22 protein-coding genes are annotated in these 25,245 nt (G+C 70.3%); 20 read left to right on the top strand and 2 right to left on the bottom strand.

The window, feature by feature from the left end; all coding sequences use genetic code 11:
• Positions 1-23 precede the first annotated feature (23 nt).
• From RSA25_RS01150 to RSA25_RS01115, 8 genes are all read left to right on the top strand, one after another.
• Positions 24-746: a glycosyltransferase family 2 protein gene (locus tag RSA25_RS01150; RefSeq protein WP_332807084.1), complete on the top strand. Its 723-nt coding sequence runs from the start codon at positions 24-26 to the stop codon at positions 744-746.
• On the top strand, positions 746-1,087 hold the full coding sequence (locus RSA25_RS01145) for a lipid-A-disaccharide synthase N-terminal domain-containing protein (RefSeq protein ID WP_332807083.1): 342 nt from the start codon (positions 746-748) through the stop codon (positions 1,085-1,087). The genes RSA25_RS01150 and RSA25_RS01145 overlap by 1 nt, the downstream gene beginning before the upstream one ends.
• A gap of 205 nt (positions 1,088-1,292) precedes the next feature.
• On the top strand, positions 1,293-3,041 hold the full coding sequence (locus RSA25_RS01140; RefSeq protein ID WP_332807129.1) for a DUF885 family protein: 1,749 nt from the start codon (positions 1,293-1,295) through the stop codon (positions 3,039-3,041).
• Between the two features lie 118 nt (positions 3,042-3,159).
• Entirely contained in the window at positions 3,160-3,525 is a 366-nt protein-coding gene (locus tag RSA25_RS01135) for a DUF2946 family protein (RefSeq protein ID WP_332807082.1), read from the top strand.
• Between the two features lie 56 nt (positions 3,526-3,581).
• The gene (locus RSA25_RS01130) at positions 3,582-4,877 is read left to right on the top strand and encodes a TolC family protein (protein ID WP_332807081.1); all 1,296 of its coding nucleotides are present in this window, start codon (positions 3,582-3,584) and stop codon (positions 4,875-4,877) included.
• Positions 4,874-5,863, top strand: a complete 990-nt coding sequence (locus RSA25_RS01125; protein WP_332807080.1) for an efflux RND transporter periplasmic adaptor subunit — start codon at positions 4,874-4,876, stop codon at positions 5,861-5,863. Before RSA25_RS01130 ends, RSA25_RS01125 begins: the two co-directional genes overlap by 4 nt.
• Before the next feature lie 10 nt (positions 5,864-5,873).
• Positions 5,874-9,080 carry a CusA/CzcA family heavy metal efflux RND transporter gene (locus RSA25_RS01120; RefSeq protein ID WP_332807128.1) on the top strand — a complete coding sequence of 1,069 codons (3,207 nt, stop codon included), beginning with the start codon at positions 5,874-5,876 and terminating at the stop codon, positions 9,078-9,080.
• 162 nt (positions 9,081-9,242) lie between these two features.
• Positions 9,243-9,737 (top strand): hypothetical protein, encoded by a 495-nt coding sequence (locus tag RSA25_RS01115; RefSeq protein ID WP_332807079.1) that lies wholly within the window; start codon positions 9,243-9,245, stop codon positions 9,735-9,737.
• Between the two features lie 225 nt (positions 9,738-9,962).
• On the opposite strand, the gene RSA25_RS01110 is transcribed toward RSA25_RS01115, so the two are convergent.
• The gene (locus tag RSA25_RS01110) at positions 9,963-11,213 is read right to left on the bottom strand and encodes a glycosyltransferase (RefSeq protein ID WP_332807078.1); all 1,251 of its coding nucleotides are present in this window, start codon (positions 11,211-11,213) and stop codon (positions 9,963-9,965) included.
• Positions 11,214-11,498: 285 nt separating this feature from the next.
• Here RSA25_RS01110 and rpmB point away from each other — a divergent pair, with 285 nt between their 5' ends.
• From rpmB to RSA25_RS01070, 8 genes are all read left to right on the top strand, one after another.
• A complete protein-coding gene (gene rpmB / locus RSA25_RS01105) occupies positions 11,499-11,735 on the top strand; it encodes a 50S ribosomal protein L28 (RefSeq protein ID WP_005411638.1) in 237 nt (78 codons plus the stop codon).
• 13 nt (positions 11,736-11,748) lie between these two features.
• A complete protein-coding gene (gene rpmG / locus RSA25_RS01100; RefSeq protein WP_042613882.1) occupies positions 11,749-11,913 on the top strand; it encodes a 50S ribosomal protein L33 in 165 nt (54 codons plus the stop codon).
• 705 nt (positions 11,914-12,618) lie between these two features.
• Positions 12,619-14,037, top strand: coding sequence for a cardiolipin synthase (cls, locus tag RSA25_RS01095; protein WP_332807127.1), 1,419 nt, complete (start codon positions 12,619-12,621; stop codon positions 14,035-14,037).
• Between the two features lie 32 nt (positions 14,038-14,069).
• Complete coding sequence (locus RSA25_RS01090; protein ID WP_332807126.1) at positions 14,070-15,461, top strand: FAD/NAD(P)-binding protein; 1,392 nt, start codon at positions 14,070-14,072, stop codon at positions 15,459-15,461.
• Between the two features lie 101 nt (positions 15,462-15,562).
• On the top strand, positions 15,563-16,519 hold the full coding sequence (gene bla, locus RSA25_RS01085; RefSeq protein ID WP_332807077.1) for a subclass B3 metallo-beta-lactamase: 957 nt from the start codon (positions 15,563-15,565) through the stop codon (positions 16,517-16,519).
• A gap of 64 nt (positions 16,520-16,583) precedes the next feature.
• On the top strand, positions 16,584-18,776 hold the full coding sequence (gene uvrD / locus RSA25_RS01080) for a DNA helicase II (RefSeq protein ID WP_332807076.1): 2,193 nt from the start codon (positions 16,584-16,586) through the stop codon (positions 18,774-18,776).
• Positions 18,777-18,792: 16 nt separating this feature from the next.
• Positions 18,793-19,119, top strand: a complete 327-nt coding sequence (locus RSA25_RS01075; protein ID WP_332807075.1) for a low molecular weight protein tyrosine phosphatase family protein — start codon at positions 18,793-18,795, stop codon at positions 19,117-19,119.
• Positions 19,120-19,231: 112 nt separating this feature from the next.
• Positions 19,232-19,786, top strand: a complete 555-nt coding sequence (locus tag RSA25_RS01070) for a hypothetical protein (protein ID WP_332807074.1) — start codon at positions 19,232-19,234, stop codon at positions 19,784-19,786.
• A gap of 92 nt (positions 19,787-19,878) precedes the next feature.
• Here the strand turns inward: RSA25_RS01070 and rtcR are convergent, their stop codons facing one another.
• On the bottom strand, positions 19,879-21,474 hold the full coding sequence (gene rtcR / locus RSA25_RS01065; protein WP_332807073.1) for an RNA repair transcriptional activator RtcR: 1,596 nt from the start codon (positions 21,472-21,474) through the stop codon (positions 19,879-19,881).
• Positions 21,475-21,776: 302 nt separating this feature from the next.
• Here rtcR and RSA25_RS01060 point away from each other — a divergent pair, with 302 nt between their 5' ends.
• The 4 genes from RSA25_RS01060 to RSA25_RS01045 all read left to right on the top strand — a co-directional run bounded on the left by RSA25_RS01060 (position 21,777) and on the right by RSA25_RS01045 (position 25,049).
• A complete protein-coding gene (locus RSA25_RS01060; RefSeq protein ID WP_332807125.1) occupies positions 21,777-23,003 on the top strand; it encodes an RtcB family protein in 1,227 nt (408 codons plus the stop codon).
• A 49-nt stretch (positions 23,004-23,052) separates the two neighbouring features.
• The gene (gene rtcA / locus RSA25_RS01055; protein WP_332807072.1) at positions 23,053-24,072 is read left to right on the top strand and encodes an RNA 3'-terminal phosphate cyclase; all 1,020 of its coding nucleotides are present in this window, start codon (positions 23,053-23,055) and stop codon (positions 24,070-24,072) included.
• Positions 24,073-24,232: 160 nt separating this feature from the next.
• Positions 24,233-24,505, top strand: a complete 273-nt coding sequence (locus RSA25_RS01050) for a hypothetical protein (RefSeq protein ID WP_332807071.1) — start codon at positions 24,233-24,235, stop codon at positions 24,503-24,505.
• Between the two features lie 97 nt (positions 24,506-24,602).
• On the top strand, positions 24,603-25,049 hold the full coding sequence (locus RSA25_RS01045; protein ID WP_332807070.1) for a universal stress protein: 447 nt from the start codon (positions 24,603-24,605) through the stop codon (positions 25,047-25,049).
• The last annotated feature ends 196 nt before the right edge of the window (positions 25,050-25,245 follow it).

Raw genomic sequence — 25,245 nt, 5'->3', positions numbered from 1 at the left:
CCGGCCCTTCGCAGAGCCCGACCATGAGCCAACCCCAGTTGTCGGTCGTCGTCCCGGTCTTCAATGAGCGTGACAACGTCAAACCCCTGATCGATGAGATCACCGCCGCCCTGCGCGGGCAGATCCCGTTCGAGATCGTCTACATCGACGACCACTCGCGCGATGACACCCTGGCCGTGCTGCAGGCGCTCAAGGCCACCAACCCGGAGTTGCGGGTGCTGCACCACGTGAGCCAGAGCGGGCAGAGCACCGCCGTGCGCACCGGGGTGCGGCAGGCGCGCGCGCCGTGGATCGCCACCCTCGACGGCGATGGCCAGAACGACCCGGCCGACATCCCGCGGCTGCTGGCCGCGCGCGCGTCCGCCGATGCCCAGGTGAAGCTGTTCGCCGGCTGGCGGGTCAACCGCCAGGATTCGGGCAGCAAGCGCTGGGCCAGCAAGTGGGCCAACGCGATCCGCGCGCGCATGCTGCGCGATGACACCCCCGACACCGGGTGCGGCATCAAGCTGTTCGAGCGCGAGGCGTTCCTGGACCTGCCCTACTTCGACCACATGCACCGCTACCTGCCCGCGCTGATGCAGCGGGCCGGCTGGCAGACGGTGAGCGTGCCGGTCAACCACCGCCACCGCACCGCCGGTGTCTCCAAGTACAACAACCTCGGCCGCGCCCTGGTCGGCATCCGCGACCTGCGCGGGGTGGCCTGGCTGATCACGCGCAGCAAGCGCACCGCGGTGGAAGAGCGCTGATGGAACTGCACTGGCTCGACCAACCCCTGACGTGGCTGTACTGGACCGGCCTGCATGTGACCGGCTGGAAGCTCATCGGCTACACCGGCGCGCTGATGTTCGGCGGCCGCTGGCTGGTCCAGTTCATCGCCTCCCGGCGCGCCGGCAAGCCGGTGATCCCGCGGCTGTTCTGGTACATGAGCGTGGTCGGCAGCCTGATGACGCTGAGCTACTTCCTGTTCTCGGCCAAGCAGGACTCGGTGGGTGTGCTGCAGAACCTGTTCCCGGCCTTCACCGCCCTGTACAGCCTCAAGCTGGACATCGCCCACCGCGGCTGGAAGCGCGACAAGGCGGCGCATTAGGCAGCGGTGCCCAAGCAGGGCGTGGCGCCACGCACGCCTGCCGCGCCGGGGTGCCGGCCGTTGCCCGGACCCCGGTCCGGCCCGATGCGCGGGCAGGACCTTTGATCCATGCGCGGCCCTTGCCCGGGTGCCATGATCTGCGGTTGCCGCCCACCGGAAACCGCTGATCGTGAAATTCTCCCTGCTCTCCGCGTTGCTGCTTGCCCTGGCCCTGCCGACCACCGCTGCCCTTGCCGCCGCGCCCGCCGCGCCGACCCCGGCGCCGGCCAGCCTGGCGACGGAAAGCGCGGCTGACGCGCAGTTCCGCGCGATCTACGAGAAGGAATGGACGTGGCGCCAGGACGGCGGCGGCGAAGCCAGCGAGGACGCCGATGGCCCGGCCAACGCCACCCGCATGCCCGACGTGGGCGCGGCGGCCCAGCAGGCCCGGCTGAAGGTGTGGGACGCGGTGCTGGCACAGCTGGATGCCATCGACCCCAAAGCGCTCTCGGCCGACAACCAGATCAACTACGCCATCTACCGCGACCAGGTGTTCAACCTCGCCGCCGAGGTGCGCATGCGCGGCTATGAAATGCCGTTCAATGCCGATTCCTCGTTCTGGTCCAACCTGTCCTTCATGGCCCGGCGCGAGATGAAGACCGCGCAGGACTACCGCAACTACATCGCGCGCCTGAACGATGTGCCGCGCTACTTCGACCAGCAGACCGACAACATGCGCGCCGGCCTCAAGCGTGGTTTCAGCGTGCCGCGCGCGGTGCTGGACGGGCGCGAAGTCTCCATCGCCACCGTGTCCGAACTGAAGGACCCCACCGCCTCGCCGTTGTACGCCCCGTTCAAGAAGCTGCCGGCCAGCATCCCGGCCGCCGACCAGGCCCAGCTGCAGGCACAGGCGCGCCAGGCCATCGCCGGCAGCGTGGTGCCGGCCTTCGCCAAGCTGCGCACCTTCTTCGTGGGCGAGTACGTGCCGCAGGCGCGCACCACCCTGGCCGCCGAAGCGATGCCCGACGGCAAGGCGTACTACAAGCAGCAGATCCACCAGTACACCACCCTGGACCTCACCCCGCAGCAGATCCACGAGATCGGGCTGAAGGAAGTGGCGCGCATCCAGGCCGAGATGAACGGCATCATCCAGCAGGTGGGCTTCAAGGGCAGCTTCGCCGAGTTCCTCACCTTCCTGCGCACCGATCCGCAGTTCTACGCCAAGACCCCCGATGAACTGCTGTACCGCGCCGCGTGGATCTCCAAGCGCGTGGACGGGGTGATCGGCAAGTACATGACCCTGCCGCGCGCGCGCTTCACCATCGTGCCGGTGCCGCCGGACATCGCCCCGTTCTGGACCGCCGGCCGTGGCGGCATGGGCACCTACTGGCTCAACACCTACAACCTGCCGGCGCGCCCGCTGTACAACCTGCCGGCGCTGACCCTGCACGAGTCCGACCCCGGCCATGCCCTGCAGGGCGCGCTGGCCGCCGAACAGGGCGAGCAGCCCGAGTTCCGCCGCAATGCCTACATCTCCGCCTATGGCGAAGGCTGGGGCCTGTACTGCGAGAAGCTCGGCGTGGAGATGGGCATCTACGAAACTCCGTACGAGGATTTCGGCCGCCTCACCTACGAGATGTGGCGCGCCGCGCGCCTGGTGATCGACACCGGCGTGCACAGCAAGGGCTGGACCCGCGCGCAGGCCATCGCCTACCTGCGCGACCACACCGCGCTGAGCGAGCATGAAGTGACCACCGAGGTGGACCGCTACATCTCCTGGCCGGGGCAGGCATTGAGCTACAAGCTGGGCGAGATCGCCATCGTGCGCCTGCGCGCGCAGGCCGAAAAGGAGCTGGGCGACAAGTTCGACGTCAAGGGCTTCCACGACGCCGTGCTCAAGCAGGGCTCGGTGCCGCTGCCGGTGCTCGAGCAGCAGATCCAGGCCTACATCGCCCAGCGCAAAGCCGCCGGGTAACGCCGAACGCGCGCGGCTCCCCGCGCGCGACCAGGCCGGCACCCGCAACGACCAATGCGTGAACCGCGCCACCCCGCTGCGATTGTGTAACGGACCGGCGGCCCGCTACCCTGCCGGCATGCTCCGCCATGCCCGTCCCCGTCCGTCCCTGCTGCTGCGCCTGCTGATGCTGGTCGCGGTCGGGCTGGGCGTGTTCGGCACGGCCACGGCCTCGGCGCTGGCCGACATCCACATCAGCCTGCATGCCGATGCCGCGCACCTGGCCGATGACGCCGCCGGCGAAGGCCCCGACCACGACGGCAACGACCTGCTGCACACCCTGGTCCATTGCGGCCACTGCCATGGCCACGGCGGCGTGCTGCCGATGGCGGCGATGCCGTGGGTGCTGCCGACCGCGCCGGCGCATGCGCTGCCCACCAGCCTGCACGCGCAACTGCGCACCCAGCCGCCCGAAAGCCTGCTGCGTCCCCCGATAGCGGCCTGATGCCACGCGGCCCTGCGCCGCCGTTGTCCATCTGACCCGTTATCTGGAGATTCCCCATGTGGATGCGCCTGGCAGCCTTGGCTGCCATCGCGTTCGTGCCCGGCGTACATGCGCAGGGCACGGACACGCTCGACCCGTTGACCCTCGAGGACGCCATCGCGCGCGTCGCCCCGTATCACCCCGACCTGCGCCTGGTGCAGGCGCAGCGCCCGGTCTGGGAAGCACGCCGTGACGCGGCCGCGCTGCGCCCGCCGCTCACCGTGGGCGTGGAACTTGAAAACGCACTCGGCAGCGGCGAGGCCAGCGGCCTGCGCAGCGCCGAGCTGACCGTCACCCTGGCCGGCGTGCTGGAACGCGGCGGCAAACTGGATGCCCGGCGTGCCGTGGCCCAGGCCAACCTGGACAGCCTGGCGCCGCAGCGCGAAACCGCGCGCCTGGACCTCATGGCCGAAGTCGCGCGCCGCTACCTGGCCATCGCCGAGGCGCGCCAGCAACTGGCCATCGCCCAGACCGACATCGAGCAGCGCACGCGCGCGGTGGCCGCCGCGCGCCTGCGCCTGCAGGCTGGGGCCTCCCCCGAATCGGTCCTGTTCACCGCCCAGGCCATGCAGGCCCAGGCCGAGCTGGACCGCGACCGCGCCCGCCAGGCCGACCAGTCCGCCCGCGCGGCCCTGTCGGCGCTGTGGCGCCAGCGCGAGCCCGGCTTCGAGGCGGTGACCGGCGACCCGCTGCAACTGCCCGCGCTGCAGGCCTTCGAGGTGCTCGCCGACGACCTGCAACGCACCCCGGAGCTGGCCCTGCTGGCCGGCGAGCGCCGCATCCGCGAGGCGCAGCTGCAGCTGGCGCGTACGGCGGCGCGCCCGGATGCGAGCTGGCAGGTGGGCGTGCGCAACAGCCGCGACAGCCGTGACACCTCGCTGATGGCCGGTTTCAGCCTGCCGCTGGGCAGCGTGGCGCGGGCCGAGCCGGAGATCCGCGCGGCCCAGGCCGAACTGGCCCTCAACGGCGTGGAGCGCGAGGCGCGCGCGCTGCAGCTCTACGCCACGCTCGCGCAGGCGCATGGCCGCTATCTGACCTCGCGGCTGGAGGTCACGCGCATGGCGCGCGACGTGCTGCCGCAGCTCAAGCGTGCCGAGAACGCCGCCGAGAAGGCGTGGCGTGCCGGTGCGATCAGTTACATGGAATGGGCGCAGTTGCAGGCCATGCGCATCGACGCCCGCCAGCGCCAACTGGAGGCGGCCATCGCCGCGCAGACCGCGCTGATCGAAATCCAGCGACTGACCGGGCAGGGCATGCTCGCCGCCGCCGGCAGCGCCTCCCCCCCTGCCGAGTCCATGGAGGACCGCCGATGAACCGCCTTCTCGCCCGCACCCCCTTCGCCACCGCCCTGCTGCTCGCGCTGGCGCTGGCCGGCTGCACCCGGGACACCACGGCGCCCGCCGCCGCCGAGGCCGCGCACGACGACGCAGGCCATGGCCAGGCCGGGCACGACGATGACGACGCCCACGCCGGCGAAGCACCGGACAGCACCGTCATCAAGGCGGCGATGGCCGAGCAGGCCGGCATCCGCGTGGCGCCGGTCGCCGCCGGCACCATCGCCGACGAACACGACGTGCAGGGCCTGCTCACCCCGGTCGATGGCCGCGTGGCCCAGGTGATGGCGCGCTTCCCCGGCCCCATCCGCACGCTGCGCGCCAACGTCGGCGACCGCGTCGCCGCCGGCCAGGTGCTGGCCAGCATCGAGAGCAATCTCAGCCTCACCACCTACACCGTCACCGCGCCGATCGGCGGGGTCGTGCTGGCGCGGCAGGCGCAGGTGGGCGGCGTGGCGGGCGAAGGCGCCCCGCTGTTCGAGATCGGCGACCTGTCCATGCTGTGGGTCGACCTGCATATCTTCGGCAACGACACCCAGCACATCACCGCCGGCGTACCGGTTACCGTGTCGCGCATGACCGACGGGGTCGGCCAGGCCACCACGCTCGAACGCGTGCTGCCCGGCACCGCCACCGCCAGCCAGAGCACGGTGGCGCGCGCCACGCTGCGCAACGAGGATGGCCTGTGGCGCCCCGGTGCGGCGGTCAAGGCCCGCATCGTGGTGGCCACCCAGCCGGCCGCGCAGGTGGTGCCGCTGAGTGCGCTGCAGACCCTGGAGGGCAAGGACGTCGTGTTCGTGCGCGAGGGCGACACCTACACCGCGCGCGTGGTCCGCCTGGGCGCACGCGATGCCGGCAAGGTCGAAGTGCTGGACGGATTGAAGACCGGCGAGGCAGTGGTGGTCGAACAGAGCTACGTGGTCAAGGCCGACATCGGCAAGGCGGGGGCCGCGCATGAGCATTGAACGCAGCGGCCTGCTCGAACGCATCATCGGCGCGGCCATCACCCATCGCTGGCTGATGATGTGCCTGACCGCGATGCTGGTGGTGGTGGGCATCTGGAGCTTCACCCGGCTGCCCATCGATGCCACCCCGGACATCACCAACGTCCAGGTCCAGATCAACACCGCCGCCCCCGGCTACTCGCCGCTGGAGACCGAACAACGCATCACCTATCCGGTGGAAACGGTGATGGCCGGCCTGCCGCGCATGGAACAGGCGCGCTCGCTGTCGCGGTATGGGCTGTCGCAGGTCACCGTGGTGTTCGAGGACGGCACCGACATCTACTTCGCGCGGCAGCAGGTGGCCGAACGCCTGCAGCAGGTCAAATCGCAGATTCCCGACGGCCTGGACCCGCAGCTCGGCCCGATCTCCACCGGCCTCGGTGAGATCTTCATGTACACCATCGACGCCGATCCCGCCGCGCGCAAGCCCGATGGCAGCGCCTACACCGCCACCGACCTGCGCACCCTGCAGGACTGGGTGATCCGCCCGCAGCTGCGCAACGTGCCGGGCGTCACCGAGGTCAACACCATCGGCGGCTTCCAGCGCCAGGTCCACATCACCCCGGACCCGGCGCGGCTGCGCGCGCTCGGCTTCACCCTGGACGACGTGGCCCAGGCGGTGCAGGCCAACAACCAGAACGTGGGCGCCGGCTACATCGAGCGCAACGGCCAGCAGTTCCTGGTGCGCATCCCCGGCCAGGTGGCCAACCTGGCGGAGATCGGCAACATCGTGCTGGCCCGCCGCGAGGGCGTGCCGATCCACGTGCATGACGTGGCCGAGGTGGGCGAGGGGCCGGAGCTGCGCAGCGGCGCGGCCACCCAGAACGGCCACGAAGTGGTGATGGGCACGGTGGTCATGCTGATCGGCGCCAACAGCCGCGAGGTGGCCCAAGCCGCCGCCGCGCGGTTGAAGCAGGCGCAGGCCAGCCTGCCGGCGGGCGTCACCGTCACCGCCAGCTACGACCGCACCGCGCTGGTGGACCGCACCATCGCCACCGTGGCCAGGAACCTGATCGAAGGCGCGCTGCTGGTGATCGTGGTGCTGTTCGCGCTGCTGGGCAACTTCCGCGCGGCGCTGATCACCGCCGCGGTGATCCCGCTGGCCATGCTGTTCACCCTCACCGGCATGGCCCGGGGCGGCGTCTCGGCCAACCTGATGAGCCTGGGCGCGCTGGACTTCGGCCTGATCGTCGATGGCGCGGTGATCATCATCGAAAACTGCCTGCGCCGGTTCGGCGAGCGCCAGCACGCACTGGGCCGCGACATGACCCGGGCCGAGCGCTTCGCCGAAACCGCCCGCGCCACCGCCGAAGTGATCCGCCCCAGCCTGTTCGGGCTGGGCATCATCACCGCGGTGTACCTGCCGATCTTCGCGCTGAGCGGGGTGGAAGGAAAAATGTTCCATCCCATGGCGATCACCGTGGTGCTGGCGCTGACCGGCGCGATGGTGCTGGCGCTGACCTTCGTGCCGGCGGCGATCGCGCTGTTCCTGGGCGGGCGCGTGCAGGAGAAGGAAAACCGCCTGATGGCGTGGGTGCGCCGGCGCTACCAGCCGGCGCTGGCGTTCTCGTTGCGCCGTGGCCGCTGGATGGTGGCCGGCGCGCTGCTGCTGGCGGTGGGCTGCGGGCTGCTCGCCACCCGCCTGGGCAGCGAGTTCGTGCCCAACCTGGACGAGGGCGACGTGGCGATGCATGCCATGCGCATCCCCGGCACCAGCCTGAGCCAGTCGATCGACATGCAGAAGCAGATCGAGAACCGGCTGGTGAAGTTCGCCGAGGTGGACATCGTGTTCTCCAAGATCGGTACGCCCGAGGTGGCCTCCGACCCGATGCCGCCGTCGGTGGCCGACACCTTCATCATGATGAAACCGCGCAGGGAGTGGCCGGACCCGCGCAAGCCGCGGGCGGCGCTGCTGGCCGAACTGGAAGCGGCGGTGGCGCAGTTGCCGGGCAACAACTACGAGTTCACCCAGCCGATCCAGATGCGCACCAACGAGCTGATCTCCGGCGTGCGCGCGGACGTGGCGGTGATGCTGTTCGGCGATGACCTGGACACGCTGCTGGGCGTGGGCAGGCGCATCGCCACGGTGGCCGGCAAGGTGCCCGGCGCGGCCGACGTGCGGGTGGAGGAAACCAGCGGCCTGCCGCTGTTGACCGTCACGCCCGATCGCACCGCACTGGCCGGCTACGGGCTCAACCCGGGCCAGGTGCAGTCCACCGTGGCCACCGCGGTGGGCGGGCAGGTGGCCGGGCAGTTGTTCGAGGGCGATCGCCGCTTCGACATCGTGGTGCGCCTGCCTGAAACGCTGCGCCAGGACCCGGCCGCGCTGGCAGACCTGCCGGTGTCGCTGCCCGGTGCGGACGCCGTTGCCGATGCCGATGAATCCAGCCGCGGCGGCAGCTGGACCAGCGGCAGCGCCCGCACCGTGCCGCTGCGCGAACTGGCCACCCTGTCCAACAGCGAAGGGCCCAACCAGATCAACCGCGAGAACGGCAAGCGCCGCATCGTGGTCACCGCCAACGTGCGCGACCGCGACCTGGGCAGTTTCGTGGCCGAGCTGCAGCAGGCCGTCGGCCGCGACGTGGCGGTGCCCAGTGGTTACTGGATCGAGTACGGCGGCAGTTTCGAGCAGCTGATCTCGGCCAGCCAGCGCCTGGCGATCGTGGTGCCGCTCACCCTGGCGATCATCTTCGCGCTGCTGTTCTGGGCGTTCGGCTCGGTGAAGGATGCGGCCATCGTGTTCAGTGGCGTGCCGCTGGCGCTGACCGGCGGCGTGCTGGCGCTGGCCGCGCGCGGCATCCCGTTGTCGATCTCGGCCGGGGTGGGGTTCATCGCGTTGTCGGGCGTGGCGGTACTCAACGGGCTGGTGATGATCAGCTTCGTGCGCGCGCTGCGCGAGGGCGGCATGCCGCTGGCAGAGGCGGTGCGCGATGGCGCGCTCGGCCGGCTGCGCCCGGTGCTGATGACCGCACTGGTAGCCTCGCTCGGGTTCGTGCCGATGGCCTTCAACGTGGGCGCCGGTTCGGAAGTGCAGCGCCCGCTGGCCACGGTGGTGATCGGTGGGATCGTCTCTTCCACGCTGCTTACCTTGCTGGTGTTGCCGGTGTTGTACCGGTGGTTGCATCGCAACGATGCCACACCGGCGGCCGCCGATCGCGGCCGGCCGTCGATGGGGTGATGCAGCGTGCGGCAGGCATGCAAGCGCGTGCCTGCCGCGCCCCCATGGGTAGGCGCGGCCTCAGCAGGATGCGTCACGATGCGACGCCGCGCGCACCCGCCTGCCGCCCAGCGCCGCTATCATCGACCCCATCAAGGAAGCGCTGCGCATGGAGTGCATCAGGTGTCATACGGCAAGTTCACGGTCGGCGCGCGGGTGTATGACCTCTCCCATCTCGATCCCTTTACCGTGTCGGTTGTCGTACTCGGTACGACCATTGAAGTGGATGTGATGTTCAGCTTCCACCTGTTCACCGATCAAAAGGGCCAAGGGCCACGTTTCCCGCACCACACCGAGCAACGCCACTTCTGCGTGGACCGGTATCAGTTGAGCCACGACGTGGCGCACTTCATGCGGCATCGTTTTTTCGAGGCCTCGGTACGTCGCCATGTCCGTCACGTCAGAGGGGAGACGCGCGAGCAGTATTTCTGCACGGACATGGGGCATGGCGACATCATCTGGACGCGCATCACCCGACGCGCACAACCGCATCGCGCGCACATATGGGTGGCCAGTGCGTACAACCGTGACTGGCAGGGCCAGGTGCTTCCGCAGGGGCACGGTCTGTTCCGCGTGAGCAAGGTGCTGGCCACCAAGCTGGGCCTCGTCCGGCCGTGAACAAAAAAAGCGCCCCATCGCTGGGGCGCTTTCGAAGATCGTTCTCGGTGCTTGTGCAACGCGTCGGCTTGCGCCTATCCCGCCAAAGGCTGAGGAGAGTACGGGCATGCCCGTCTCCGCAGTGCTACTTTCCTGTTGCCAGGTCCCGATCAGCAGCACGTGAGGGGCATACTGCCACGCCCCCGGCCCGCTGTAAAACGGCCTGCCTGGCGGCGTTAAGGTTGGCTAGCCGCCTTCGACAGGGCCGGCTTCGCCCCGACGCATCGGCATGCCGCGCCATTGCTCGATCCACGCGACCGCCTCGGCCACGCCGTCTTCGCCCGCCATCGCTTGCCCCAACGCCGCCGCGCGCGCCCGTGTCGCGGCGGCTTCGGCAAACGCCAACGCGCGCGCCAGCGTGCCGGCCTCCAGCCGCGTCGGCGACAGCGCCGCCGGCGCCACGCCGAGTGCCTGCAGCCGGGCGGCCCAGAAGAACTGGTCGGCGGCAAAGGGCATCACCAGCGAGGGCACCCCGGCGCGGCAGGCCGAGTGGGTGGTGCCGCTGCCGCCGTGATGGATCACCAGCGCGCAACGGGGGAACAGTGCCTCGTGCGGCGTGGCGCCGACCACGAACACGTGGGCGGGCAGGGGGCCGGCGGGCAGCCCGGCCCAGCCGGGGAACAGCAGCACCCGGCGCGGCGCCAGCGCGGCCAGCAGGGCCGGCAGCACGCGTTCGCGGTCGAAGCCGGTCATGCTGCCAAAGCCCAGGTAGACCGGTGGCGGGCCGGCAGCGAGGAAGGCCTGCAGCGCCGGGGGCGGTTGCCACGGCGCGTCCGGCCGCCGCCATTGCCCGCAGATCCGGTGGTCGGGCGGCCAGTCGCCCGGGGCCGGCAGCAGGCTCGGCGAGATCCCGTAGAGCATCGGCAGGCCGGTCCACAGCCGGCGCCGGGCGGGCAGGCCCCCGGCCTGCCGGGCCTGGTTGATCGGGGCGCGGAAGGTGCGCCAGACCGCCTGGTTGACCAGCCCATAACTAAGCCGGTTCAGCGCCCCGGGCAATGGCAGCCGGGGCAGGAAGGGCGAGGCGAAGGCGGTGGTGGGGGTAAGCGGGATCATGCCCAGGCCGATCGCCGGCAGGCGGCGGCCCTCGGCCACGCTCATGCCCACCAGCGCGGCCAGCCCACCGGTCAGCACCGCATCGCAGCCGGCAGCGGCGGCGTCGGCCTGGGCCATCCAGCCGGCCACGTGGCGGCGCGCCATCCGGGCCAGCCCGCGCGAGGCGGCCAGCGTGTTGTTGCCACGCGCGACCAGCGCCACGACCTCATCATGGATGTCGCCTTCCAGCGCGGCATGGGGCACGCCCAGCGCCTGCGCGCTGCCGAGGGTGGCGGCTTCGGCCAGCAGCATCACCTCGTGGCCGGCGGCCTGCAGGCCATGGCAGAGCATCACCAGCGGGCGGGTGTCGCCTTCGGTGCCGTAGGTCAGGGCCAGCAGCTTCATGGGGGGCTCTGGAAGGGGGGCGCCAGTATCGCCGCCGCGCCTTGACGGCCATGCGAACGGGCGGCGGGCGCCGGCTGCCCTGTGGACAACTTGCACCGGGGCGGGGGGTGGGGCATAATGCGCGGCTCGCTGTGTCCGGAAATATCCGGATCGGCGGCCGGGAACACGTCATCCGGCCCGCCCTCGACAGCGTAACCCTTTGTTTCTCATGACGTGTGGCGGGCAACCGTCGAGGCCGCCGTCGCCCGGGCTATGGGCTGACAATTACTTTCATCGAGGTGCGCAATGTCCCGCGTATGCCAGGTTTCCGGCAAGCGAGTGCAGACGGGTAACAACGTCTCGCACGCCAACAACAAGACCCGTCGTCGTTTCCTGCCCAATCTGCACGAGCGCCGTTTCTGGGTGGCCAGCGAGAACCGCTGGGTGAAGCTTCGTGTTTCCGCGCATGCCCTGCGCACCATCGACAAGAACGGCATTGATTCCGTTCTGGCTGAGCTGCGTGCGCGCGGCGAAAAGGTCTGAGGAGTAAACGATCATGGCAGGCAAGCGCGACAAGATCCGTCTGATTTCGACGGCCGGTACCGGCCACTTCTACACGACGGACAAGAACAAGAAGAACACCCCCGGGAAGATGGAATTCCTGAAGTACGATCCGGTCGTGCGCAAGCACGTCCCGTACAAGGAAGGCAAGATCAAGTAATCCGCAAGGATTGCTGATCTTCCCGACGAAAAGACCCGCCCTTGTGGCGGGTTTTTTTTGGTCCTTCGCCCACTTGCGGGGTTGTGTCGTCGCGGCGTATGAAGCCTTGCGAGTGCCAGCCCGGTCGCGCGGGGAAATCAACGGCCGCGTCACGGGCTGTTGGCCGGTGGTCGTTGGGAACAAAGGAGGCTGTGGGATGCCGGCCAGCGGCCGGCACTACCGGCTTTTTCTGTGCGCACCGGCCTACTGTCCAAGGGCGGGTACGGGTGGGGGTGCGGGACCGTCATACGCCATGGATGGCGTATGTCGAGCTTACAGGGACGTACTTGCAGCGTGTCCCGCACCCCCGCCCGTACCCGCCCCAAGCGACAAGGCATGCACTCGCGCGCTTCAGCAAAGTCTTTCCCCGCAGATGGGCGAAGAGCCTTTTTTGCGTGCGCTGTACGGGCGGGGAATCAATTCCTGCTAGTGCCAGCTTGGTCGCGCGCGGTGGGGGCGCGGGTGCCCGCCGGGAGTTCTACAGCTGCAGCACTGGCTGTTGGCCGGTGGTCGTTGGGAACAAAGGAGGCTGTGGGATGCCGGCCAGCGGCCGGCACTACCGTTTCGGTCTTTTCGGTGCGCGCCCCGCCCCTACCCGGCCCGCCCTGACCGCCCATCCACGGGCTGCGTGGCAGAATGCGGGCCATCCTTCCAACGGGCGACGCGATGCTGTTCGAGTGGCTGCTGGGTTCCGGGTTGCTGATGCTGGATTGGCTCATCCGGCTGGCCGCGCTGTTCTGGATTCCCACCCGCACCACCCCGGGCGCTGCGCGCAGCTGGTTGCTGCTGGTCGGGTTCGTGCCGCTGCTGGGGTTGCCGCTCTACCTGCTGTTCGGCCATCCCTGGCTCTCGCGGCAGCGCGTCCTGCGGCAAGCCGAGGCCTCGCAGGTCATCCGCGAGGAGCAGGCCCTGCAGCCCCCGCTGCGCTGGACCCCCGCGCCCGATACCGCCACCGCCGAAATCGTGCCCCTGATCGAGCGGCAGGGCGACTTCATGCCCATCCACGGCAACGCCGTGGAACTGCTGACCGACTACGACGCCTCGCTGCAGGCACTGATCGCCGATATCGACCAGGCCCGCGACCGCGTCCACCTGCTGTACTACCTGATGTTCGACGACGCCGTCGGCGAGGCGATCGTGCAGGCCCTGCAGCGGGCGGCCGCGCGCGGCGTGCACTGCCGCCTGCTGCTGGATGCGGTGGGTGCCAAGCGCGGCCTGCGCCACTACCGGCGGCGCCTGCAGGCCCTCGGCGTGGACGTGCGCGCCATGTTGCCCGGCGGCCTGCGCTGGCGCCGCAGCGGGCGCATGGACCTGCGCAACCATCGCAAGATCGCCGTGATCGACAACCGCGTGGGCTACATCGGCTCGCAGAATCTGGCCCAGCCGCAGTTCGTGCCGGGCTTCCCCAACAAGGAGCTGGTGGCACGCGTGCGCGGCCCGGGCGTGGCGCACCTGGAGGCCGTGTTCGCCAGTGACTGGTACATGGAAACCGGCCAGCGCCTGGACGTGCTCACGGCCGTGCCGGTGTGCTCGGACGATGTGGCCACCCAGCTGTTGCCCAGCGGCCCGGCCTATCCCTTCAGCAACGCGCGCGATGCGGTCAATGCGCTGATCCACCTCGCGCGCCGCCGCATCGTGCTGGTCACGCCGTACTTCGTGCCCGACGAGGCCACGCTCAGTGCACTGCGCATCGCCGCGCTGTCCGGCGTGCAGGTGCAGCTGATCCTGTCGGCCAGCAGCAACCAGCGGCTCACCGCGTGGGCCCAGGAAGCCTATTACGACGAGCTGCTGCGCAGCGGCGTGCGCATCGCGTTGTACGAGCCGTGTTTCCTGCATGCCAAGCACCTCACCGTGGATGAGGACATCGCGCTGGTCGGTTCGATCAACCTGGACATCCGCTCGTTCGCGCTCAACGCCGAGCTGGGCATGCTCTGCTACGACCGCGGCATCGTGGCGCAGTTGCTGCGCATCGAGAACGACTACCTGCAGCAGTCGCGAATGCTCGACCTGGACACCTGGCGCGAGCGTGCCGCCTGGCGACGCAGCCGCGAGGGCATCGCGCGCCTGGCCGACGCGTTGATGTGAGTGCCCGCGGTGTTGCCGGCGCGCGCACGGCCATCGCCTACAATGCGGCCATGAGCGCATCCGATACCACCTGCCAGTGCGACCTGGCCATCGTCGGCGGGGGCGCGGCCGGCGTCCTGGTCGCCCTGCATGCCCTGCGCAGCGCCACCGCCGCCACCCGCATCGTCGTGTTCGAACCGGCGTCGGTGCTGGGCCAGGGCATCGCCTACGCCACGCCGTGGCCGGAGCACCTGCTCAACGTGCCGGTGGGCAAGATGAGCGCACTGCCGCAGGCCCCCGACGACTTCCTGGCCTACGCGCTGGAGGTGGACGCCTTCCCCGCGCTCGCGCGCGAGGCGGTGGCCGCCGCGTACGCGCCGCGCCGCCTGTATGCGCCGTACCTGCAGGCGCGGCTTGAGCAGGCCCAGGCCGACAGCCCGGCACGCCTGGACGTGGTGCAGATCGCGGTGGTGGGCCTGCAGCCGGGCGCCCAGGCCCAGCAGCTGGTGCTTGCCGATGGCACGGCCTGGCAGGCGCGCCAGGTGGTGCTGGCGTGCGGCAACAGCATGCGGCCGTTGCCGGTCGCCGGCGCGGCCGTGTTGCCGGCCGGCACCGTGGTGGATGCGTGGGATTACGACGGCGTGCGCCTGCTGGCCGGCGAGGGCGACCTGGCCATCGTCGGCTCGGGCCTGAGCATGGCCGACAGCGTGGTGGCGCTGGCCAATGCCGGGCATCGCGGCCGCGTGCACGTGCTGTCGCGCCACGCGTTGCTGCCGTTGCCGCACGCGCATGGCGGGCAGGCCGACTTCGATCCGCAGCCGCTGCTGGCCATGTCGCTGCGCCAGCGCCTGCACTGCCTGCGCGCCCACGCACGCGATGCGCAGGCGCAGGGGCTGCCGTGGCAGGGGGTGATGGACCGGATCCGGCCGTTGGGCCAGGCGCTGTGGCTGAGCCTGGACGAGGCCGACCAGCGCCGCTTCCTGCGCCATGCGGTGCGCTATTGGGACGTGCACCGCCACCGGATCGCCGAGGACGTGCACGCCCAGGTGGCCGCACTGGAACGCGACGGTCGCCTGCAACGCCATCGCGGCCGCCTGGACACGGTGCAGGCGGTCGACGGCGCCCTGCAGGTGCAGGCCGGCGCGGGCCGGCCGCCGCTGCGCGTTGCCGCGCTGATCAATGCCACCGGCGTGGAGACCCGCGCCGCTGCCATGCGCAACCCGCTGGTCCAGCAGTTGCTGGACGACGGCCACGCCCGCCCCGGCCCGCATGGGCTGGGCCTGGCCACCTCGGTGGAGCAGGGCGCACTGCTCGATGCCAACGGCCAGCCGCACGCCGGCGTGCAGGTGGTCGGCAGCCTGCGCATCGGCACCTTGTGGGAAAGCCTGGCCATCCCCGAGCTGCGCGGCCAGGCGCAGCAGGCGGCGGCCCGCGCGCTGGGCTGAGCGGCAGGCATCAGGCGGGCTCATGGCTGCACCTGATTTTTCGCGATGGTGGCGCGGTCGGGCCCGCCTTACGCTGCGGTGATGACACCGGAGACGCATCGATGACCCTCGCCCCCCGCCGTACCACCCGCCTTCCCCTCGCCACGCTGCTGGCCCTGGCCGGCGTGGCCGCCTGCCCGCCCGTGGGCGCGGTGACGCCCCCGGCAACCGGCGGCACCGACACGCGGCCGGCGGCCGTGCCGGCCTGCCCGGCGAGCGCGTCGGCGATGGACGGCTGGGACGATCGCGCCCCGCCGCGCCGGATCTACGGCAACACCTGGTACGTGGGCACCTGCGGGTTGTCGGCGGTGCTGGTGACCTCCGACCAGGGCCACGTGCTGATCGATGGCGGCACCGAAGCGGCCGGCCCGTTGATCGCCGCCAACATCCGCGCGCTCGGCTTCGATCCGGCGCAGGTGAAGTACCTGCTCAACTCGCACGAACACCACGACCACGCCGCCGGCCTGGCCTACCTGCAGCAGGTGACCGGTGCGCCGCTGCTGGCGCGGGCGCCGGCGGCGGCCGCACTGCGTCGTGGCCACGGCGACCGCAGCGACCCGCAGCAGCTGGAGCCGCATGCGGCGTTCCCCGCGGTGGCCAGGGTGGCGGTCATCGCCGACGGCGAAACGGTGCGGGTCGGCCCGCTGGCCCTCACCGCCCACGCCACGCCCGGCCACACCCCCGGCGGCACCAGCTGGACCTGGCGCGCCTGCGAAGACGGGCGCTGCCACGCGATGGCCTACACCGACAGCGTGAGTGCCCTGTCCGATGCGCAGTACCGCTACCGCGACCATCCCGCGGCGATCACCGCCTTCGAGGCGGGGCTGGCGACGCTGGCCGCGCTGCCGTGCGACATCCAGATCACCCCGCATCCGCTGGGCAGCAATCTGTTTGCCCGCCTGGACGGGGCGCCCGGCACCTCGCTCGTGCAGCCCCAGGCCTGCCAGCGCTACGCCGCGCAGGGCCGCGCCAACCTGGCCCGGCGGCTGGCAGAGGAAGACGCCGCCCCGCCACGCTGAATCGAGTGGGGAATGCCCCGCCGCGCGCTGCCCGCCGTACACGGCACGTGCGTAAAATAGGCGCATGGATGTCTCCCACTTGCTCGACGGGCTCAACCCCGCCCAGCGCGAAGCTGTGTCCGCCCCGCCCGGCCACCATCTGGTGCTTGCCGGTGCCGGTTCCGGCAAGACCCGCGTGCTTATCCACCGCATCGCCTGGCTCAATGAAGTCTGCGGCGTGCCCACCCATGGCATTTTCGCGGTCACCTTCACCAACAAGGCCGCCGGCGAGATGCGCCACCGCATCGACCTGCAACTGCCGCAGGGCAGCCGCGGGGCGTGGATCGGCACGTTCCACGGGTTGGCCCACCGCCTGCTGCGCCTGCATTACCAGGATGCCAGGCTGCCCGACAGCTTCCAGGTGCTGGACTCGGACGACCAGCTGCGCCTGGTCAAGCGCGTGGTGCAGCAGCTGGAGATCGACGACGGCAAGTACCCGCCCAAGCAGATCGCGTGGTGGATCAACGAGCAGAAGGACGAAGGCCGCCGCCCGCAGCACATCCAGCCCGAGCCGCACGATGCGTGGCTGGAGACCATGCGCCAGGCCTACATCGCCTACCAGGAGCGCTGCGACCGCGCCGGACTGGTCGATTTCGCCGAGCTGCTGCTGCGCGCCCATGAGCTGCTGCGCGACAACCCGGCGCTGCTGGCCCATTACCGCTCGCGTTTCCGCGAGATCCTGGTGGACGAATTCCAGGACACCAACGCCATCCAGTACGCCTTCGTGCGGGTGCTGGCCGGCGACAGCGGCCACGTGTTCGTGGTCGGCGACGACGACCAGGCCATCTACGGCTGGCGCGGCGCCAAGGTCGAGAACGTCCAGCGCTTCCTCAAGGATTTCCCGGGCGCGCAGACCGTGCGGCTGGAGCAGAACTACCGCTCCAGCGCCAACATCCTGGGCGCGGCCAACGCGGTGATCGCGCACAACCCCGACCGCATCGGCAAGCAGCTGTGGACCGACAGCGGCGATGGCGATCCGATCGACCTGTACGCGGCCTACAACGAAATGGACGAGGCGCGTTACGTGGTCGAGCGCGCGCGCCAGTGGGTGCGCGATGGCGGCAGCTACGGCGATGCCGCCGTGCTCTACCGCAGCAACGCGCAGTCGCGTGCGTTTGAAGAAGCGCTGATCGCCGAGCAGGTGCCGTACCGCGTATACGGCGGCATGCGCTTCTTCGAGCGCGCCGAAATCAAGGATGCGCTGGCCTACCTGCGCCTGATGACCAACCGCAACGATGACGCCGCCTTCGAGCGCGCGGTCAACACGCCCACCCGTGGCATCGGCGACCGCACGCTGGACGAGGTGCGCCGCCTGGCGCGCGCCCAGGCCATCTCGCTGTGGGAGGCCACCATGCTGACCACCCAGGGCAACGAACTGGCCGCGCGCGCACGCAACGCGCTGGCCGGCTTCCTCACCCTGGTCAACCAGCTGCACGGCGAAGCCGGCGAAATGACCCTGGCCGAGCGCATCGACCACGTGCTGCTGCGCTCGGGCCTGCGCGAGCACTGGTCCAAGGAAAGCCGCAACGCGCTGGATTCCGAATCGCGCGCGGACAACCTGGACGAACTGGTCTCGGTGGCCTCGCGGTTCGTGCGCCGCGAGGACGACATCGAAGAGACCGGCGAGACCATGAGCGAACTGGTCGCCTTCCTGTCCTATGCCTCGCTGGAGGCCGGCGAAGGCCAGGCCCAGGCGGGCGAGGAGGGCGTCCAGCTGATGACGCTGCACTCGGCCAAGGGCCTGGAGTTCCCGATCGTGTTCCTGGCCGGCATGGAAGATGGCCTGTTCCCCAGCGCACGCTCGCTGGAAGAAAGCGGCCGGCTGGAGGAAGAGCGCCGCCTGGCCTACGTGGGCATCACCCGCGCACGCCAGAAGCTGGTGCTCAGCTACGCCGAATCGCGGCGCATCCACGGCCAGGAAAACTACAACGTGCCCTCGCGCTTCCTGCGCGAGATCCCGCGCGAGCTGCTCAACGAAGTGCGCCCCAAGGTGCAGGTTTCGCGCACCGCCTCGCTCGGCGCCAACCGGGTGATGGGCCACGCCGCGCTGGAAGCGCCGCCGCTGAAGCTGGGCGCGCTGGTCAACCATCCCAAGTTCGGTGAAGGCATGGTCACCGACTACGAAGGCAACGGCCAGCACGCGCGCGTGCAGGTGGAGTTCGCCGAGGCCGGCAGCAAGTGGCTGGTGATGGCCTACGCCAACCTCACGGTGCTGTGAGGCGGGCGCGCCAGGGATGAGCCGCCGCGTGCTCTTCATCTGCAGCCAGAACCGCCTGCGCAGCCCGACGGCCGAGCAGGTGTTCGCCGACTGGCCCGGCATCGACACCGCGTCGGCTGGGCTCAAGCCCGACGCCGACGTGCCGGTCAGCCCGGAACTGCTGCAGTGGGCCGACCTCATCATCGTGATGGAGCGCGCCCACCGCAGCCGCCTGGCCAGCCGGTTCCGGCCCTGGCTGGGCGGCAAGCGCATCGTCTGCCTGGATATCCCCGACGACTACACCTTCATGCAGCCGGCGCTGGTGGCGCTGCTGGAGCGCAAGGTGGCGCCGCTGCTGCGCTGAGGGCGGCGCACGGGGGTGCGGATGCACGCCTGGCTCCGTTCCCGCAGTGGTCGGGAGCCGGCCGGCGGCCGGCACTACAATGGCCGTCTTCCCCTTCGCGCTGGCTTGCACCATGACCGACTCCCCGTTGCACATCACCGTCAAGTTGAACGCCCGGCTGCAGCCGGAGCACCGCCACGAGCTGTTCGAGGATCCGCTTGATGCGTTGCTGGAAAGTGCGGCGCTGGGCCAGCTCACCGGTGGCGGCACCGCGTTGTCCGATGACGGTGAAGTGGAGTACGGCGATATCGAGATCGCGCTGGACGATCCGGCCTCGCTGCCGGGCGTGGTCGAACTGCTGGAACAGCTGGGTGCGCCCAAGGGCTCGCTGATCCAGCGCGCAGGCGAACCGGACCAGCCGTTCGGCGTCACCGAAGGCCTGGCGCTGTACCTCAACGGCACCGACCTGCCCGATGAGGTCTACGAGCAGTGCGATTCCAATTACGTGTTCGAGCAGATCGTCGAGCGCATCGACGGCGTGGGCGAGATCTGCAGCTGGTGGCAGGGGCCAACCGAAACGGCGCTGTACCTGTACGGCGTGTCGTTCGAGATCCTGCACGAGCGCATCGCCGACCTGGTGGCCACCTACCCGCTGTGCCAGGGCGCACGCGTGGTCAAGATCGCCTGAGCCCCGCGTCCGTATGGCCCCTGTGGCGCCGACCGCTTGTCGGCTGCACGCCGCCTGGCGGGCCCCGCCCCGGCGCACGGGGCGATCGCCCATCAGGGGCGCTGGCCGCGCACCTGCTCCCAGTCCAGGCCGAACCGGGCCAGGTACTTGCGCAGCCGGTCGGCATCGTTGGTGCTGGCCCGCTGCGTGCGTGACACCGCGAACAACGCACGGCCCGCCGCCGACAGCGACGGCGAGCCCGCACACACGCGCACCACCTCCTCCAGCTGCACCCGGTCGAAGCGGTCCAGCTCGGCCGCCGCCTCACCCAGCAGCGCGTCCAGCGGCGAATGGGCCGGGCCCTCGTGCCACTGCGCGCGCAGCCGCGCGATTTCCTCGTCCACCCCATCGGCCTGGATGCGCCCGGCGGTGGCCAGCGTGGCCAGCCGCATGATCGAGGCGCCCAGGTCGCGGAAGTTGCCGCGCCAGGTCGCTTCGCTGCTGGTGGCGAAGGCCAGGTAACGCGCGCGCGCTTCCACGTTGAAGCGCACCTGGGCGTGCTGCTCGCGCGACCACCGCTCCAGCTCGAACACCACGTTCGGTTCGATGTCCTCGCGGCGCTGGGCCAGCCCGGGCAGCGGGTAGGTCCACAGGTTGAGCCGGGCCAGCAGGTCCTCGCGGAATCGGCCCTCGCGCACGGCCTGCTGCAGGTCGCGGTTGGTGCCGGCGATCAGCTGGAAGTCGCTCTCCACCTCGCGGTCGCTGCCCACCGGCAGGAAGCGCTTTTCTTCCAGCGCACGCAGCAGCATCGCCTGTTCGTCCTGGCCCAGCTCGCCGATCTCATCCAGGAACAGCAGCCCCTTGTCGGCCGAGCGCAGCAGCCCGGCACGGTCGCTGGCGGCTCCGGTGTAGGCCCCCTTGGTATGGCCGAACAAGGTGCTCATCGCGCCGTCGCCGCGCAGCGTGGCGCAGTTCACTTCCACAAAGCGCCCCGGCAGTTGGTGCTTGAGCTTCTTCAGTTCGAACACGCGCCGCGCCAGCTGGCTCTTGCCGGCGCCGGTGGGGCCCATCAGCAGCATCGGCGCACGCGAACGGGTGGCCACGATTTCGATCTGTTCGATCATGCGGTTGAAGGCGGCGTTGCGCGTGGCGATGCCGCCCTTGAGCAGGTCGCGGTCCTGCAGCTGCTGTTGGGCGAAGCGCTGGGCGATGTGGTCGTAGCGCGACAGGTCCAGGTCGATCACCGCATAGGTGCCCGGATCGCCCACGGCCTGCTTGCGCGGCGGCGAGGTCTGCAGCAGCCGCCCGGGGAAGTGCCGGCTTTCGGTCAGCAGGAACCAGCAGATCTGGCCGACGTGCGTGCCGGTGGTGATGTGGATGTAGTAGTCCTCTTCCTCCGGCACGAACGGGTAGCCGGCCAGGAAGTCGTGCAGGCACGCATACACCTCCTCGAACTCCCAGGGGTCGGCCATGTAGGTGTCGTGCACGCGCACTTCGGTCTCCGGCGCGGTCAGCGCCAGGTCTTCGCACACCCGCCTGGCCAGCGTGCCGAAGCGGCGCTCGTCCAGCAGCAGCTCGATGCGGTCGGGCACGAAGTCCTCGTGCATGCCCAGGGCCACCGTCGGGCGCCACTTCTGCCAGCGCGCCGGCCCGGTGCCGGCATCGAGCTGGATGCCCAGCATCCCGAACACGATCTGTCGCTTACGCATAGCCATCCTTATAAGAAGTGCGCTGCAAATATATACAAAGCGCCGGTTCCGCGCTTGGGTCTGGCCCCTGGAAATCCATGAAACAGCAATGAAATCAGTTGGATACATCTCTGGATGAAAAGTTGGCACGCCCATTGCTCTATTCCCCCCAGGACGCGATGCAGGCCGCCACGGTCGCCTCGCGGCACAGGGTGCATGTCGCCGCGAGGCGGCAGGGGCACTGCCCGGCTGGCAATGGGGCCAGCCGGGCCTGCCCGGGGCCATGCCACGCACGCCTTCCCCCAGGACATCGAACAAGGACCATCGACATGAGCGACAACTACGACGTCATCCAGCAGCCGGGCGCGGCGCCGATCAAATTGTGGACGCGCGGCGTCGCGCTGGAGGACGCCGCGCGCGAGCAGCTGCAGAACATCGCGCAGCTGCCCTTCATCCACCGCTGGATCGCCGTGATGCCCGACGTCCACCTCGGCAAGGGCGCCACCATCGGCTCGGTGGTGCCGACCATCGGCGCGATCATCCCGGCTGCGGTGGGCGTGGACATCGGCTGCGGCATGATCGCCACCCGCACCACGCTGACCGCCAGCGACCTGCCCGACAACCTGTCGGCGATGCGCAGCGCGATCGAGCGTGCCGTGCCGCACGGCCGCAGTGTCGGCCGCGGCCGCGACAAGGGCAGCTGGGACACGCCGCCGGCGCTGGCAGTGGAAGGCTGGTCGCAGCTGGTCGATGATTTCGCGCTGATCTGTGAGCGCCACCCCAGGCTGAAGAACACCAACAACCTCAAGCACCTGGGCACGCTGGGCACCGGCAACCACTTCGTGGAAATCTGCCTGGATGAAGAACAGCGCGTGTGGTTCATGCTGCACTCCGGCTCGCGCGGCGTGGGCAATGCGATCGGCACCTACTTCATCGAGCTGGCCAAGCAGGAGATGCGTCGCTGGATGATCAACCTGCCCGACCAGGACCTGGCCTACCTGCCCGAGGGCAGCGCCCATTACGGCGATTACGTATTCGCCGTGGACTGGGCGCAGCGCTTCGCCCGCATGAACCGCGAGATCATGATGGGCAACGTGGTGGCCGCGGTGCGCACGGTGATCAGCAAGCCGTTCCAGGCGCAGGCCGAGGCGGTCAACTGCCACCACAACTACGTGAGCCGCGAGCACCACTTTGGCAAGGACGTCATGGTCACCCGCAAGGGCGCGGTGAGCGCGCGCAAGGGCGAGCTGGGCATCATCCCGGGCAGCATGGGCGCCAAGAGCTTCATCGTGCGCGGCCTGGGCAACGAGCAGAGCTTCAACAGCTGCAGCCACGGCGCCGGCCGCGTGATGAGCCGCACCCAGGCGCGCAAGCTGATCAGCGTGGAGGACCACGCCAAGGCGACCGCGCACGTGGAGTGCCGCAAGGACGGGGAGGTGGTGGACGAGTCGCCGGCCGCCTACAAGCCGATCGAAGCGGTGATGGCGGCCCAGCGCGACCTGGTGGAGATCATGCACACGCTGCGCCAGGTGGTCTGCGTGAAGGGTTGAAGGCAACGCGCGCGGCGTACACTGCGCCGCGCGCAGGAGGAACACACACATGGACATGATGGATATCGATGGCAGCCAGGGCGGCGGCCAGCTGCTGCGCTCGGCGCTCACCCTGAGCCTGTGCACCGGCATCGGCTTCACCATCGGCGACATCCGCGCCAGGCGTCGCCGTCCCGGCTTGATGCGCCAGCACCTCACCGCAGTGAACGCGGCCACGCGGGTGGGCAATGCCAGCACGCACGGTGCGCAGATCGGCGCCACCGCCCTGCGTTTCGAGCCGGGCCCGGTCAGCGCCGGCACGTACCAGTTCGCCACCGGCAGTGCCGGCTCGGCCACGCTGGTGCTGCAGACCATCCTGCCGGCGCTGTGGCAGGCCGACGGCCCATCGCGCGTGCAGCTGGAGGGCGGCACCCACAACCCGCTGGCCCCCAGTGCCGACTTCATCGCCGACAGCTACCTGCCGGCGCTGGCGCGGATGGGCGTGCAGGCCTCGCTGCAGTTGCAGCAGCATGGTTTCCACCCGGCCGGCGGTGGCGTGCTGCAGGTCGAGGTGGCGCCCTGCGCGGCCCTGCAGGCCTGCGACTTCAGCACGCGCGGCGCGCTGGCCTCGATCGAGGCCAAGGTGCTGATGTCCGGGCTGCCGGCCAACATCGGCCAGCGCGAACTGCAGGTGCTGGCCGACACGCTCGGCGTGGACCCGCATCCGCGCCACGTGCAGGTGGTGCGGCCGGCGCTGGGGCCGGGCAACGTGGCGCTGGTGCATGTGCGCCATGTCGACCACGTGGAGGTGTTCAGCGGGCACGGCGAGCGCGGGGTGTCGGCCGAGCAGGTCGGCGCGCGCCTGGCCGGGCAGGTGCAGCAGTACCTGGATGGCCGGTGCTGCGTGGGCGAATACCTGTCCGACCAGCTGCTGCTGCCGATGGCGCTGGCCGGTGCCGGCACCTTCACCACGGCGGCGATCAGCGAGCACCTGGCCAGCAATGCGCGCCTGATCGAGAAGTTCCTGCCGGTCGAGTTCGACTGGCAGCCGCACGAGGACGGCGGCTGGCAGGTCAGCGTCAGCCGCTAGGCCGGCGGCGGCGCGGGCCGGGCCCCTCCGGCCCGCACCGGGCGCGACTCATCGCCCGGGGCCGCGCACTCATCCCGTGAATCGGCCGATTCGTCGCGTGCCGCTTGTGGCCCTCCGGCGCGGCGCCCAGAGTCTGGCGCTGTCCGCTGGGAGCGCGCAAATGAACAAGGGAATCCCCTACCTGTTGGCTGTCCTGGTGGCGCTGTCGCTGTCGGCGGGCTGGATGGCGCCGGTACTGGCCCTGTTCGAACACGCCTACGCCTGCCTGCAGGGCGGGGGCGGCCTGGACCTGGCCCGGCTGCGCTGCGAACCCCGGCCGAGCGGCCTGTGCGCGCTGCTGGGGGCCTGGCCGTTCTGGGCCACGGCGGTGGCGTTGGCGGTGGCGGCGCTGGCCGCCGGCATCCGCCCGCAGCGGGTGCTGCGCCTGCGCTGACGTGCGCCGCAGGCGCGATTGATCCAGCGCAACGCAACGCCTGCACAGCGGGTGTGCAATGGTGGCTCTTCCAATGACCACAGGGACGGCGCCTGCCATGTACAAGCGAATCCTGATTGCCACCGACGGCTCGGAGCTGTCTGAAAAGGGCCTGCTCAAAGGCCTGGAGCTGGCCAAGGACCTCGATGCCGAGGTCGATATCGTGACCGTGTCCGAGCCGTGGGCGGTGGGCATGTACGACGCGATGGGCTGGAGCGTGGGCTACATGAACAGCCCCGAGTACAAGGCCGACCGCGAAGAGACCGCGCAGAAGCTGCTGGCCCCGGCCAAGGCCACCGCCGAGGCACAGGGCCTGCGGGCCAACGTGGTGCACGTGCTGGACCGCTATGCCGCCGACGGCATCATCGACACGGCCACCGAGCGCAGCAGCGACCTGATCGTGATGACCTCCCACGGCCGCCGGGGCGTGACCCGCGTGCTGCTCGGCAGCCAGACCGCCGAGGTGCTGGCACGCAGCACCGTGCCGGTCCTGGTGATCCGCTGAGCGCCCACCGGCCGCTGGCTGCCCACCGGTAGTGCCGGCCGCTGGCCGGCTCTCGACCCAGCCAGGGTTCCGGTAGTGCCGGCCGCTGGCCGGCTCCCGACCCAGCCAGGGTTCCGGTAGTGCCGGCCGCTGGCCGGCTCCCGACCCAGCCAGGGTTCCGGTAGTGCCGGCCGCTGGCCGGCTCCCGACCCAGCCA

The sequence above is a fragment of the Stenotrophomonas sp. genome, from assembly GCF_036662295.1.
Taxonomy (GTDB): domain Bacteria; phylum Pseudomonadota; class Gammaproteobacteria; order Xanthomonadales; family Xanthomonadaceae; genus Stenotrophomonas.
The sequence above is the reverse complement of the archived record's forward strand: the minus strand, read 5'-3'. Positions and strand labels throughout refer to the sequence as shown.